This window comes from Synechococcus sp. R60.1, from assembly GCF_047461835.1.
Classification (GTDB): domain Bacteria; phylum Cyanobacteriota; class Cyanobacteriia; order Thermostichales; family Thermostichaceae; genus Thermostichus.
Map to the genome: position 1 here is coordinate 1 of NZ_JANSIA010000029.1, position 13206 is coordinate 13206.

General features: G+C 58.8%; 9 protein-coding genes, 2 tRNA genes and 2 rRNA genes. 4 read left to right on the top strand and 9 right to left on the bottom strand.

Annotation, left to right across the window (positions count from 1 at the left end):
- The 4 genes from NW834_RS05840 to NW834_RS05855 all read right to left on the bottom strand — a co-directional run.
- A 23S ribosomal RNA gene (locus NW834_RS05840) occupies nucleotides 1–1883 on the bottom strand; the annotation flags it as partial.
- A 233-nt stretch (nucleotides 1884–2116) separates the two neighbouring features.
- Nucleotides 2117–2192, bottom strand: a tRNA-Ala gene (locus tag NW834_RS05845).
- Between the two features lie 89 nt (nucleotides 2193–2281).
- Nucleotides 2282–2355: transfer RNA gene (locus tag NW834_RS05850), tRNA-Ile, on the bottom strand.
- Nucleotides 2356–2478: 123 nt separating this feature from the next.
- A 16S ribosomal RNA gene (locus NW834_RS05855) occupies nucleotides 2479–3951 on the bottom strand.
- Nucleotides 3952–4282: 331 nt separating this feature from the next.
- Here NW834_RS05855 and NW834_RS05860 point away from each other — a divergent pair.
- Nucleotides 4283–4981: a pirin family protein gene (locus tag NW834_RS05860; RefSeq protein WP_414419265.1), complete on the top strand. Its 699-nt coding sequence runs from the start codon at nucleotides 4283–4285 to the stop codon at nucleotides 4979–4981.
- A 231-nt stretch (nucleotides 4982–5212) separates the two neighbouring features.
- Here NW834_RS05860 and tsaE read toward each other — a convergent pair whose 3' ends face one another.
- Nucleotides 5213–5851 (bottom strand): tRNA (adenosine(37)-N6)-threonylcarbamoyltransferase complex ATPase subunit type 1 TsaE, encoded by a 639-nt coding sequence (gene tsaE, locus NW834_RS05865; protein ID WP_414419266.1) that lies wholly within the window; start codon nucleotides 5849–5851, stop codon nucleotides 5213–5215.
- A 3-nt stretch (nucleotides 5852–5854) separates the two neighbouring features.
- Nucleotides 5855–6679 (bottom strand): prolipoprotein diacylglyceryl transferase, encoded by an 825-nt coding sequence (gene lgt / locus NW834_RS05870; RefSeq protein WP_011433548.1) that lies wholly within the window; start codon nucleotides 6677–6679, stop codon nucleotides 5855–5857.
- 235 nt (nucleotides 6680–6914) lie between these two features.
- On the opposite strand from lgt, the gene recA reads away from it, so the two are divergent.
- A complete protein-coding gene (gene recA / locus NW834_RS05875; RefSeq protein WP_414331989.1) occupies nucleotides 6915–8039 on the top strand; it encodes a recombinase RecA in 1125 nt (374 codons plus the stop codon).
- 16 nt (nucleotides 8040–8055) lie between these two features.
- Here recA and NW834_RS05880 read toward each other — a convergent pair whose 3' ends face one another.
- Together NW834_RS05880 and NW834_RS05885 are read right to left on the bottom strand one after the other, a co-directional pair.
- The gene (locus NW834_RS05880; protein ID WP_414331991.1) at nucleotides 8056–8868 is read right to left on the bottom strand and encodes a TrmH family RNA methyltransferase; all 813 of its coding nucleotides are present in this window, start codon (nucleotides 8866–8868) and stop codon (nucleotides 8056–8058) included.
- 80 nt (nucleotides 8869–8948) lie between these two features.
- Nucleotides 8949–10322, bottom strand: coding sequence for a 16S rRNA (cytosine(967)-C(5))-methyltransferase (locus NW834_RS05885; RefSeq protein WP_414419278.1), 1374 nt, complete (start codon nucleotides 10320–10322; stop codon nucleotides 8949–8951).
- Nucleotides 10323–10470: 148 nt separating this feature from the next.
- On the opposite strand from NW834_RS05885, the gene hisA reads away from it, so the two are divergent.
- Both hisA and NW834_RS05895 read left to right on the top strand, forming a co-directional pair.
- Nucleotides 10471–11235: a 1-(5-phosphoribosyl)-5-[(5-phosphoribosylamino)methylideneamino]imidazole-4-carboxamide isomerase gene (gene hisA / locus NW834_RS05890; protein WP_414412775.1), complete on the top strand. Its 765-nt coding sequence runs from the start codon at nucleotides 10471–10473 to the stop codon at nucleotides 11233–11235.
- A gap of 137 nt (nucleotides 11236–11372) precedes the next feature.
- On the top strand, nucleotides 11373–12563 hold the full coding sequence (locus NW834_RS05895) for a M20 metallopeptidase family protein (RefSeq protein ID WP_414419267.1): 1191 nt from the start codon (nucleotides 11373–11375) through the stop codon (nucleotides 12561–12563).
- 13 nt (nucleotides 12564–12576) lie between these two features.
- Here NW834_RS05895 and NW834_RS05900 read toward each other — a convergent pair whose 3' ends face one another.
- Nucleotides 12577–13146, bottom strand: a complete 570-nt coding sequence (locus NW834_RS05900) for a hypothetical protein (protein ID WP_414419268.1) — start codon at nucleotides 13144–13146, stop codon at nucleotides 12577–12579.
- Between the last annotated feature and the right edge of the window lie 60 nt (nucleotides 13147–13206).

The following is a 13206-nucleotide window of genomic DNA, read 5'->3' on the forward strand; positions in this document are numbered from 1 at the left end:
GTCGGAACTTACCCGACAAGGAATTTCGCTACCTTAGGACCGTTATAGTTACGGCCGCCGTTCACCGGGGCTTCGGTCGCCAGCTTCGCTTGCGCTAACCGACTTCCTTAACCTTCCGGCACTGGGCAGGCGTCAGCCCCTATACGTCGTCTTGCGACTTAGCAGAGACCTGTGTTTTTGGTAAACAGTTGCCTGGGCCCTTTCACTGCGACCAGCTTGCACTGGCACCCCTTCTCCCGAAGTTACGGGGTCATTTTGCCGAGTTCCTTAGAGAGGGTTCTCTCGCGCCCCTAGGTATCCTCTACCCACCCACCTGTGTCGGTTTCGGGTACGGGTGACAACTTTCATCGCCTACAAGCTTTTCTTGGCACTACCCTCAGCCACGCGGAGTCCGTAGACCCCTCCCAATCCAGTCAGGGTGTGGCCTGCTCTTGTGCGTCCCTCTTCAGCTCCAGTTGTCAGTCAGGGAATATCCACCCTGTCTCCATCGACTACGCCTGTCGGCCTCGCCTTAGGTCCCGACTAACCCCCCGCGGACGAGCCTTCCGGGGGAACCCTTGGGTTTTCGGGGCATTGGATTCTCACCAATGTTTGCGCTACTCAAGCCAACATTCTCACTTCCGCCTCGTCCACGTCTGCTTCCGCTGACGCTTCACCCTACTGCGGAACGCTCCCCTACCATCACCATCCACAACTTCGGCGCATCGCTTAGCCCCGTCCATTTTCGGCGCAAGGGCGCTTGACCAGTCAGCTGTTACGCACTGTTTAAAGGGTGGCTGCTTCTAAGCCAACCTCCTGGTTGTCTGGGCACCCCCACCTCCTTAGTCACTGAGCGATGGCTTGGGGGCCTTAGTTGGTGGTCTGGGCTGTTTCCCTCTCGACGATGGAGCTTATCCCCCACCGTCTCACTGCCGACTAACCCTGGCGTATTCGCAGTTTGGTTCGATTTGGTACAGCTCTCGCCGCCCGCACCGATTCAGTGCTCTACCCCACCAGGTACCTGTCGACGCTGCGCCTCAACGCATTTCGGGGAGAACCAGCTAGCTCTGGGTTCGATTGGCATTTCACCCCTAACCACAGCTCATCCGATGATTTTTCAACATCACCCGGTTCGGCCCTCCACTTGGCTTTACCCAAGCTTCAGCCTGGCCATGGTTAGATCACCCAGGTTCGGGTCTACAGCATGGGACTCTCGCCCTCTTCAGACTCGGTTTCCCTTTGGCTCCGGCATTCCCGCCTTAACCTGCCCCACGCTGTAACTCGCTGGCTCATTCTTCAACAGGCACGCGGTCACCCGTTCAATCGGGCTCCCACTGCTTGTAGGCACACGGTTTCATGTTCTGTTTCACTCCCCTCCCGGGGTTCTTTTCACCTTTCCCTCACGGTACTGGTTCACTATCGGTCACGCAGGAGTATTTAGCCTTACGAGATGGTTCTCGCCGATTCACACGGGATTTCCCCTGCCCCGTGCTACTCGGGATCCGGCCGGCGCCTTTGAGCTTTCGGCTACAGGACTTTCACCTTCTCTGGTGCAGCATTCCAGCTGCTTCCCCTAGCCCGCCGGCTGCCGTTTGGCCGTCCCACAACCCCGCCCAGCCGTAGCTGAGCGGTTTAGGCTCTTTCCCGTTCGCTCGCCGCTACTGAGGAAATCACTTTTGTTTTCTTTTCCTGCGGCTACTAAGATGTTTCAGTTCGCCGCGTTCGCCCCTTTGGCCTATGGATTCAGCCAAAGGTGACAAGGCTTGCGCCTTGCCGGGTTGCCCCATTCGGGAACCTGCGGATCACCGCTTTTGTCCAGCTCCCCGCAGCGTTTCGTCGGTAACACGCCCTTCCTCGCCTCTGCGTGCCTAGGTATCCACCGTGCGCCCTTAACTGACTTGACCTTTTCACCTCACGTAACATTGGTGTTCTACCTGCCTCATGCCCCCAGGTTGCTGCTGCTTCCCCCAAGCCAAGGCTCGGAGGGCTCAACCCAGAAGCATGCTGCTCTCTTGCTATGCAGTTTTCAAAGTGCTGGCCGGCTCAACCCGGCTGGAGGCTTGTGCTCGGACCCAAACCCCTAGCCCGGTCGTCAACCTATCCAACTGGAGAACCCCTTCCCCGCTCCTCACCAAAGTGGTGGAGGTAAGCGGACTCGAACCGCTGACTTCTGCCGTGCAAAGGCAGCGCTCTACCAGCTGAGCTATACCCCCAATCCAGACTGCACCCACCCTCTGGCTTTGCCCTCAGCTTGGCCAGCTCGCTTCTAGCTTGCTAGCTCTCCCTTCTCCAGGACAAACAGTGGGCCATCCTGGACTCGAACCAGGGACCTCACCCTTATCAGGGGTGCGCTCTAACCACCTGAGCTAATAGCCCTCCCCTCGGTTCCCCTCCAGAACCCCAGTCAACCATCCCTTCAACCCCGACCGACCTGGGATAACCTTTGCTGGCCTGAGGGTGGTCTAACTCCCCTCAGATGCCCCAAGGTAGGTCTCCCTAAAAGGAGGTGATCCAGCCGCACCTTCCGGTACGGCTACCTTGTTACGACTTCACCCCAGTCACCAGCCCTGCCTTCGGCGGGTGCTCCGACTTCGGGCATGGCCAGCTCCCATGGTGTGACGGGCGGTGTGTACAAGGCCCGGGAACGTATTCACCGCAGCATGCTGATCTGCGATTACTAGCGATTCCGCCTTCACGCAGGCGAGTTGCAGCCTGCGATCTGAACTGAGACGCGGTTTTTGGGATTGGCTCACGCTCGCGCGCTCGCGACCCTTTGTCCGCGCCATTGTAGCACGTGTGTAGCCCAGAGCGTAAGGGGCATGCTGACTTGACGTCATCCTCACCTTCCTCCGGTTTGTCACCGGCAGTCTCCCTAGAGTGCCCAACTCAATGCTGGCAACTAGGAACAAGGGTTGCGCTCGTTGCGGGACTTAACCCAACATCTCACGACACGAGCTGACGACAGCCATGCACCACCTGTGTCCGCGCTCCCGAAGGCACCCCCACGTTTCCGCAGGGTTCGCGGCATGTCAAGCCCTGGTAAGGTTCTTCGCGTTGCATCGAATTAAACCACATGCTCCACCGCTTGTGCGGGCCCCCGTCAATTCCTTTGAGTTTCACACTTGCGTGCGTACTCCCCAGGCGGGACACTTAACGCGTTAGCTCCGACACTGACCGGGTCGATACGGCCAACGTCTAGTGTCCATCGTTTACGGCTAGGACTACTGGGGTATCTAATCCCATTCGCTCCCCTAGCTTTCGTACCTCAGCGTCAGTTGAGGCCCAGTTGCGCGCTTCCGCCTCAGGTGTTCTTCCCGATCTCTACGCATTTCACCGCTACACCGGGAATTCCCGCAACCCCTACCTCACTCTAGCCGGTCAGTTTCCAGGGCCTTCCCACAGTTGAGCTGTGGCCTTTGACCCCAGACTTGACCAGCCGCCTACGTACCCTTTACGCCCAATAATTCCGGATAACGCTTGCCTCCTCCGTCTTACCGCGGCTGCTGGCACGGAGTTAGCCGAGGCTTATTCCTGGGGTACCGTCAGCTTTCGTCCCCCAGAAAAGAGGTTTACAACCCAAGGGCCTTCCTCCCTCACGCGGTATTGCTCCGTCAGGCTTGCGCCCATTGCGGAAAATTCCCCACTGCTGCCTCCCGTAGGAGTCTGGGCCGTGTCTCAGTCCCAGTGTGGCGGGCCATCCTCTCAGACCCGCTACGGATCGTCGCCTTGGTAGGCCGTTACCCCACCAACTAGCTAATCCGACGCAGGCTCATCCTCAGGTGGATTGCTCCTTTCAGCTTCCGCCTGTATGGGGTATTAGCAGCCGTTTCCAGCTGTTATCCCCCGCCTGAGGGTAGATTCCTACGTGTTACTCACCCGTCCGCCACTGACACCCGAAGGTGTCCGTACGACTTGCATGTGTTAAGCATACCGCCAGCGTTCATCCTGAGCCAGGATCAAACTCTCCGTGTCAATTCAAGAGCTTGTCTCTGGAAAAATGGAAACTTGACAGGGTTGAATATGCAGCCACCAGCCGACTCAGGGAGCCTGCTGTGCTGCTTGGCGATGGTTGACTGAACGAGTTACTTGTCAAGGTTCTGGGGCGCCGGGGCTGGGTGGCCTTGTGGCGCTTTACTACCCTATCCCCACCCCCACCACCCCGTCAAGATATCCAACCCAAAGTTTTTGGCAAGTTTTTGGCGAGAATATCAGGGAAAAGAAGAAATAAAACTGTTTGAATATTGACATTCTGACTGCAGAGTTAATAAGATGGTTGCGAGGGTCAGGTTTCGGAGAAACTGTGATGCTGACTTTGCGCAAGCGGGAAGAGAGGGGTCATGTCAAGCTCAGTTGGCTTGATACTTACCACTCATTTTCTTTTGGAGAGTACTACGACCCTCGCTACATGGGCTTCCGGGCTTTGCGGGTGATTAACGATGACCGAATCAGCCCGAGTGCTGGCTTTCCGACCCATGGGCACCGGGACATGGAGATCGTTACCTATGTTTTGGAAGGGATCCTTGAGCATAAAGACAGCTTGGGCACGGGATCTGTGATTCGTCCTGGTGAAATTCAACGGATGACGGCAGGCACAGGGATCCAGCACAGCGAGTACAATCACTCGGCGGATGAGGAGGTTCATCTGCTGCAAATTTGGATTTTGCCGGAGCAGGAAAACCTAGATCCCAGTTATGAACAAAAAGCGACGGGTTTAGCAGAGCATCCCAATGAGTTTTGTTTAATTGCCTCTCGGGATGGACGCCAGGGATCCGTAATTGTGCATCAGGATGTGAATCTCTACGCGGGGTTGATTGAGCCGGGACACACCATCTGCCAATATTTGGATGAGAAGCGCTACGGATGGCTGCAGGTGGCTCGCGGCAATGTGACCCTAAATGGCTTGTTTTTGCGAGAAGGAGATGGCGTGGCCATTGCTGAGGAAAGCGAGCTCAACCTTTTCAGTGAGAAAGGTGCTGAGGTGCTGCTGTTTGATTTGGCCTGAGGATGACTTTTGGCTAAGTTCTGGCCGTTTGCCTCAAGTTCATAGTCGTTTCAGGCTGGGGTGAGACGTCCGGGCTACTGAGAGAAGCCTTCTGACCTGTGCATTATTGCTCCGCAACGCTAACGCGAAGGCGCGACCGACGCTTCGGGTGTGGGCGCAGTGTCTTAGTTCGAATCGAGGTGGCCATAGGTCTTTTGGGATCCCAACTTTTTCTGCTGCTTTCAAGTCCTTTCAGGGGGAGAAGTGGATCCTTTTTTCTTCAGGGTCTTGCTGAGTGAACTGAGAAAGAACTTGCTGCCAAAGTTGAGCAGTCTGGGATCCCTTTCCTTTGGCGTACAGGAGGCGGGCTCCTTCCTGTTGGGGATGTGGCTGTAGGCACAGCCAGAGGTAGGTCGCAGGCAGATGGCGGAGGTACTGGGGCCACTCAATAGCGGTGATCCCACCTTGGCTCCAAAGTTCTTCTAGCCCTAGGTCTTCTAGGAGTGTGGATTCTTTCCCACCGGCGCGAGCGGCAGAAGAGGTCTCTAGGCGGTAGAGATCGCAATGGAAAAGAGGGATCCGTCCGGTGTGGTATTCCTGCACCAGCACGAAGGTGGGGCTGTCGATGGGTTCAGGGATCCCCAAGCCCTGCCCTAGTCCCTGCACAAAGGTGGTTTTGCCGCTGCCCAGATTACCTTCGAGAAGAATGACCAAGCCGGAAGTGGAGCCGAGGCTGCGGCTGGGAGGGGGAGATTTTTGTTGACCTGAAGGGGCGAGGAAGCCAAGGGCGGCTTGAGCTACGAGGGCCCCTAGTGATTGGGTAGCAGCGGCGGATGGCAGCAGCAGAGGGGAGGCTTGCTGCCAGAGCTCTTCATTCTGTTCGCTGGCCATGGCTTACAACTCCTTTGGGGCGGGGATCCCAGGCGAGGAAGTTGCCTCGTTTGGGTGAACAGAAACGCGTTTGGGAGCTGTCAAGATTGCGGCCAGGCCTGCTCCAATGAGCAACAGGCTCACCCCCTGCGCCACCCGCAGGGATCCCAGCATGAGGCTATCGGTGCGCAGGCCTTCGATCCAGAAGCGCCCCAGGCTGTACCCCACCAGGTAGAGGCCCAAGAGGGTGCCGGGGGGAAGCTGGCGCCGGTAGCTTAAAAAGAGCAGGAGCCCGAAGAGACCAAAGTTCCAGAGGGATTCGTACAAAAAAGTGGGATGGACGCGCGATCCATCAGGCAGCTGCAGTTGTACCCACAGAGGGCTATCCGGAGGCAACACCTTTCCGTAGGCTTCGTTGTTGAAGAAGTTGCCCCAACGTCCGATCCCCTGACCAAGGCTGAGGGAGGGAACAAGGCAATCGGCTAGCAACCAAAAACTCAGCCGGTGCCGCCGGGCGAACAGGTAAAGCGCCGCACTGCCGCCGATCAAGGCACCGTGAATGGCAATGCCCCCCTGCCAGAGGGCCAAGACCTGCCACCAAGGGCCATCTCGATAGCGTTCCCACTCAAAGGCCACATAGTACAGGCGAGCAAGGGGCAGGGATCCAACCACCAACCACACCAGCAGATCAGGCATGGAACTGGGGGGAAGGCCACGCCGAGCTGCCAGATGGCGAGCCAGGAGCAAGCCCAACACCATTGCCAGGCCGATCAATAAGCCATACCAGCGCAGGCTGAGCGGCCCCCAACTAAACACAACCGGGCCGGGGGATTGTAAGACCAAAGTCATGACCGTGGGGACATTCCTGAGCAGATCCCTTTAGCCCACTCTACCCGCTCTGCAAGGCTATGCAGAAGACCTGCCCTCACCCCCAGCCCCTCTCCCAGAGGGAGAGGGGAGTTAGGAACCGAGGCAAGGTACGAGCTGACTGCAGTTGGAGGGAGAGGGATCCGCTCAGAGCAAGGCGACAATGTTAGAATGCAGGCTCGATTTTCCACCACGACTCCTGGGGGGGATGCGGGTTATGGCCCGGAAAGCCGCTGCTGTGAACACTGCTGATGACTCGGACAAATTGAAGTCAGAAAAACGCAAAGCCCTGGAGCAGGTGTTAAGCCAGATCGAGCGGAATTTCGGCAAAGGGGCAATCATGCGCCTGGGAGATGCCACCCAGATGCGGGTGGAGACCATACCCAGTGGGGCCATCACCCTCGACTTGGCCTTGGGCGGAGGTTACCCAAAAGGGCGGATTATCGAAGTCTTTGGGCCGGAATCTTCTGGGAAAACTTCAATTGCCCTACATGCCATCGCCGAAGTGCAAAAACAAGGGGGAACGGCAGCTTTTGTGGATGCGGAACATGCGCTGGATCCCACTTACGCAGCAGCTTTGGGGGTTGATATTCAAAACCTGTTGATCTCCCAGCCGGACACGGGGGAGGCCGCCCTGGAGATTGTCGATCAGTTGGTGCGCTCGGCAGCTGTGGATATCGTGGTGGTGGACTCGGTAGCAGCGTTGGTGCCCCGGGCTGAGATCGAAGGGGATATGGGAGATGCCCATGTGGGATTGCAGGCGCGCCTGATGAGCCAAGCGCTGCGCAAGATTGCCGGAAATGTCAGCAAAACCGGATCCATCGTTCTTTTCTTAAACCAATTGCGCTCCAAAATTGGCGGCATAGGCTATGGCCCCCAGGAGACCACCACCGGCGGCAATGCCCTTAAGTTTTATGCGTCGGTGCGGCTAGATATTCGCCGCGTTCAAACCCTGAAAAAAGGTGCGGAAGAATACGGGATCCGAGCGCGGGTCAAGGTGGTGAAAAACAAAGTTGCCCCCCCTTTCCGGCGGGCAGAATTTGACATCATTTTCGGCCAAGGGATCTCCAACATCGGCTGCATTATCGATCTGGCCGAGGAGATGGGCATTCTCAAGCGCCGCGGCTCTTGGTACAGCTACAAGGAGGAAAATGTTGCCCAAGGAAGGGACAATCTGGTTGTCTACTTGAAGGAAAACCCAGAGCTCCTAGCGGAGGTGGAAGCGGCTGTGCGGGAGAAACTTTCTGCGGGGGTGACGGTTTCCGCCAGCCGGCCGGCAGCGATGGAGGAGGGAGAGCAGGAAGAGAATGAGGATGCGGTCTTTGTAGAGGAAGAGTTCTGAGGGAGCAGCTAGCTGTTCAGGGAGCGCTTCCTGAGCGAGATCGCCGCTGGCGCAGGGCCTCGTAGAGCAACAACCCCCCCGTCATAGCGACGTTCAGAGATTCGACACCCTCGGCCATCGGGATCCGCACCTGGGCATCGGCCTGTTGGATAGTCGCTTCCCTCAGGCCAGCACCTTCGTTGCCCAGGAGAAAAAGGGTAGGGCGGGTGAGATCTTGATCCCAGTAGCAGTTTGCTGTGGGGGAGAGGGTAGCAGCCAAGACTTGGATCCCGTGGCAACGGCAGCTCTGGATCCAGGCGGCTAGGTCGGGCACGACTTGGGGCGGACGGCGAAACCACTGGCCGGCAGAGGCCCGCAAGACTTTGGGGTTTTCGGGATCGACGCTGTCTGCGCTTAGCCAAAGGCCGTCGGCTCCTGCAGCGGCCACGACTCGGATTAGGGATCCCAAATTGCCTGGATCTTGCAGCGTTTCCACCACAAGGCCCAAACGTAACTTGGACAGGGGGGGAGAGGAAATCTGCCAACTGACGGCCACGGCCACAGCTCCTTCGGGAGACTCGGTGGTACAGAGCGCTGCCATGACTTCTGAGCTGACGGCCTGCCGCCGTAGACTCTTGGGCAGATTGGCCAGCAATTGTGGGTAACGCTCAGCCCACTCAAGCGTGTAGCAGAGAGCCTGCAGGGGCCAGCCAACTCGCAGGGCTTCTTCGATGAGGTGGGATCCCTCCACCAAAAAGGCGCCCTGTTCCCGCCGGCCTTTGCTGCGGTGCAACTGCCGCAACTTGCGGATCCAGGGGTTTTTCGGACTGGTCAGCAGCTCAGAAGCCATGTGGCAATGGTTAAGGTACTCCCCAAGTCTTCGGCGTTGCTGCCCTCACCCCCAGCCCCTCTCCCAGAGGGAGAGGGGAGTTAGTAACCGGAGCGGCGCAGCCGTTGGATAAAAAATCCATCCCGATCCTGCCGGTGGGGCCAGATGAGCAGGGGATCCCCTTCAGCAGCCCAATTGGGGTGGCTGTCGAGAAAGGCTTGAATGATCTCCTCGTTTTCGGCAGGGTGCAGCGTGCAGGTAGCGTACACCAACACCCCGCCCGGCTTAAGCCAACGGGCTGCCACCTGCAGAAGCTGAGCTTGCAGGTGGGCCAATTCAGGGATCCGCTCTGGAGTCTGCCGCCAGCGAGCGTCAGCATGGCGGTGCAAGGTGCCTAGGCCGGAGCAGGGGGCATCCAGCAGTACGCGGTCAGCACTCTGCCAGGGGGGCAAGGGGGCAGGGGGTAAGGACTCCGTCCCGCTGACGCGATCGGCAGCAGCGCTCAGGGATAACAGGTCGATGGCCAGGGGACGGATTGAGCTCAAGCCCAGGCGCTGCCTATTTTCCTCCAGGCGCCGCAGACGGTGGGGGTGGCGATCCAAAGCCCAGATTTCCCCCCGATCCTGCATGTGTTGGGCTATTTGGGTGGTCTTGCCGCCCGGAGCAGCGCAGCAGTCGATCACCCGCTCTCCCGGCTGGGGATCCAGGCAATGCACCACCTGCTGGGCACTGGCATCTTGAACGCTCCACCAACCCTGGGCAAAGCCGGGCAGGGCCGTGATGTCGCCAGCATGATCCTGAAGTCGCAAGGCACCCGGCACCTCGGAGATGGGGAGGGCAGGGATCCCGGCTGCTGCCAAGGCTTGAATGACTTTATTCACATCTGCCCGCAGTGGGTTGACCCGCAAATCCAGGTGGGGTGGCTGATTAAACCAAGCACACAACTGCTCCGTTTCCACCGGCCCCAGGCGCTCCCACCATAGGCTCACCAACCAGTCGGGAAAGCTGTGCCGGATCCCCAAAGCCTGAATTGGGTCGGCTGGCAGAGTGTCCTCGAGGGGCTTGAGGGGATCCTTCTCTGGCTGATCCAACACTTGCCGCTGGTAGGCGCGCAAGATGCCGTTCACCACCCCTGTCAGGGATCCCAGCCCCATCTGGCGGGCCAATTCCACGCTGGTATGGATGGCAGCACTGGCCGGGATCTGATCCAAAAAAGCCAGTTGGTAGAGGCCGAGATGCAAAATCAGTCGCAAATCGGGGGGCTGCTTGTGGGCAGGACGCTGGGCAAAGCAATCGATCAAGGCATCGAGGGTGCGGCGACGGCGGGTAATGCCATACACCAGCTCGCTGACCAGATGCCGGTCGGCGGGGATCAGGCTGCTGTTGGCCAACAAATGCCCCAGAACCAGGTCGGCATAGGCGTTTTGGCGCTCGATTTTCTGCAGAGCCAACAGAGCCAGTTGGCGCGCGTTCATAGTCATCTCAGGATGTTCTCCCATCGCGTCAGCGGTGTGGAGCACTTTAGGGTCTAGAGATCCAGATCTCCGCTGGAGCAAGGCCGCTCCCAGGCGATACTGGAAAAGCCCCTCAAGGGATCCCATCATGCCTTACTCAACTGCTTTTCTGGAGGTGATCCCCGCCATCGACCTTTTGCAGGGCCGCGCCGTGCGCCTCTACCAGGGGGATTACGCCCAGGCAGAACAGGTAGCCGACGACCCGATCCAACAGGCCGAAGCTTGGGCGGCACAGGGTGCCCCTCGCCTGCATGTGGTCGATCTGGACGGAGCCAAAAGCGGGGATCCGATTAACCTGCCTACCATCGAGCGCCTGGTGCGCCAACTGGCCATCCCGATTCAGGTGGGGGGTGGGATCCGATCCCTGGAACGGGTGCGGCAGTTGCTGGAGCTGGGGGTGGATCGGGTGATCGTTGGCACCCTAGCCGTAGAGGATCCCGACACCCTGGAGGCTATGACCCAAGCCTTCCCCGGTCGGGTTTGGGTGGGGATCGACGCTCGGCAGGGGCAAGTGGCCACCCGCGGCTGGCTGAGCACCACTCCCCTGCGGGCCACCGAATTGGTGCAACGGGTGGGGGAACAGGGCGTCGCCGGCATCATCTACACCGACATTGGCCGGGATGGCACCCTGGCCGGCCCCAACCTACAACAGTTGCAGGAGATCCTCGCCATCTCCCGCCTGCCTGTGATTGCTTCGGGGGGAATCGGATCGCTAACGGATTTGCTGGCTTTGTTGAGCTTGCCCGGTTTGACGGGGGCCATTTTGGGTAAAGCCCTCTACTCAGGGGCGATCTCCTTGCAGGAAGCTTTGCGAGCAGTGGGGCCGGGCCGTTGGCAGGATCTGCCGCCGGAAACCGGATCCCAGTGGGCCTAGATGTCCACCTCGACGCCGAGCGGAAAGCAGCCTCAGCAATGCCATACTGGGCAAAATCGACAGGCAACTGCATGCAACCAACACCGGCCATCGGTGAAGGTTTTCCAAGACATTTTTGTTTTTTTGTTTTTCAGGTCATGTCCTTTCCCGCACTTCGCCCTGCTGTTCGAGCTTTACAACCCGAGTTGGTGACCTGGCGCCGCCACATCCACAAGTATCCTGAGCTGGGCTTCCAGGAGAAGCAAACCGCTGCTTACATCAGCCAGCGCCTGAAAAGTTGGGGGATCCCTCACCAGACCGGCATTGCCCACACCGGCATCGTGGCCACCATTGAGGGAGAGCAGCCGGGGCCGGTTTTGGCGCTGCGGGCCGATATGGATGCCCTGCCCATTCATGAGGCCAATGAAGTCGAGTACCGCTCCGCCATCCCCAACGTCATGCACGCCTGTGGCCACGACGGCCATACGGCCATTGCTATGGGCACCGCCAAGCTGCTGCAACAGCACCGTCAACACCTCAAGGGCACGGTCAAGGTCATTTTTCAACCTGCCGAAGAAGGCCCCGGCGGAGCCAAGCCCATGCTGGAGGCGGGGGTTCTGAAAAACCCGGATGTGGAAGCCATCCTCGGCCTACACCTGTGGAATAATCGCCCTCTGGGCACTATTGGCGTGAAAAGTGGCCCCTCGATGGCCTTTGCCGACCGCTTTCAGATTCAGGTGATCGGGCGAGGCGGACATGCCGCCCTTCCCCAGCAGACGGTAGATGCCATTGTGGTGGGATCCCACATTGTCAATGCTTTGCAGACCATCGTCTCCCGCAGTGTGGATCCGCTGCAGCCGGCGGTGGTGACGGTGGGCCGCTTCCGGGCTGGCGATACCTTTAACGTCATTGCCCCTAGAGCTGAGATTTGGGGCACCGTGCGCAGCTTTCAGCCGGAAGTGCGGGATTTGATCTCAAAACGTATGGAAGAAATCGTTGCCGGCATTTGCCAAGCCTACGGGGCCACCTACGAGTTTCAGTACGAACGGGGCTACCCAGCGGTTTGCAACGATCCTGCTATGGTAGCGCTGGTGGAACAAGCTGCCCGCCAGGTGTTTGGCTCAGAGGCGAGGATCATCCCAGAAATGACCATGGGCGGCGAGGACGTCTCCTTTTTTCTCAACGAGGTGCCCGGCTGCTACTTTTTTTTGGGATCCGCCAACCCCGAAAGGGGCCTGAACTACCCTCACCACCACCCCCGCTTCGACTTCGATGAGGCTGCCCTTGGCATTGGGGTAGAGCTGTTCCTGCGCTGCATTGAGAACTACACCGGGCAAGCCTTGAGTTAGCGGGAAACCTCGGCTAGGGCCTGAGCAAGTCAGCGGATCCGCTGCCGGGAAGCAGCAAGGGCTTCATAGGTTCTGGGGTGGGACGGGTAGGGGCAGGATCCCCGTCGGTGGGAATGTAGAGGGGCGTTGGGTTGGGATCCCCACCGAAGGCCATCACAAGGGCTTCCAGCAGGGCCTGTCGCTGTTGCCGGTTCAGGAATTGTACAACGGCTTTGTCTTGGGCGTAGGGGTTGACCGTGAGGCGGTCGGCACCGGGATACCGTTGGGCGATGATTGGCTCGTTGGCATCGAAATAGTCTGCCAGCGTCAGTTGCCAGTCAAAGCGGTCGGTGGGGGAGCGACCAGCCACCTGCAGGTGATAGATCATCATTCGCCGCACCAAAGTATCCTCTTCGGGTGCGGGGCCGCCATCGTTGGGGTTAATGGGGGTGTAGGTGTTTTCCAGGGGCAGATCCGGCAGAGCTTCGTATACCTGCCGCGCTGCTTGGGGGATCAGCCGCAACTGAGCATAGGCAGGCCCGGATCCCAGCAGAACCGCAACGGCAATGCCCAGCAAACCTGGCAAAAGGGCTTGTTTCCTCATCCTGCTCGCCCCAAAACTTGTTTCTGTGAAATGAATTGTATTGCAATCAAGCAGTGGTTT

Bases quoted from the DNA above. Each gene is read 5' to 3' on its own strand.
- NW834_RS05860 (WP_414419265.1), top strand. From the start codon at position 4,283: ATGCTGACTTTGCGCAAGCGGGAAGAGAGGGGTCATGTCAAGCTCAGT.
- tsaE (WP_414419266.1), bottom strand. From the start codon at position 5,851: ATGGCCAGCGAACAGAATGAAGAGCTCTGGCAGCAAGCCTCCCCTCTG.
- lgt (WP_011433548.1), bottom strand. From the start codon at position 6,679: ATGACTTTGGTCTTACAATCCCCCGGCCCGGTTGTGTTTAGTTGGGGG.
- recA (WP_414331989.1), top strand. From the start codon at position 6,915: ATGGCCCGGAAAGCCGCTGCTGTGAACACTGCTGATGACTCGGACAAA.
- NW834_RS05880 (WP_414331991.1), bottom strand. From the start codon at position 8,868: ATGGCTTCTGAGCTGCTGACCAGTCCGAAAAACCCCTGGATCCGCAAG.
- NW834_RS05885 (WP_414419278.1), bottom strand. From the start codon at position 10,322: ATGAACGCGCGCCAACTGGCTCTGTTGGCTCTGCAGAAAATCGAGCGC.
- NW834_RS05895 (WP_414419267.1), top strand. From the start codon at position 11,373: ATGTCCTTTCCCGCACTTCGCCCTGCTGTTCGAGCTTTACAACCCGAG.
- NW834_RS05900 (WP_414419268.1), bottom strand. From the start codon at position 13,146: ATGAGGAAACAAGCCCTTTTGCCAGGTTTGCTGGGCATTGCCGTTGCG.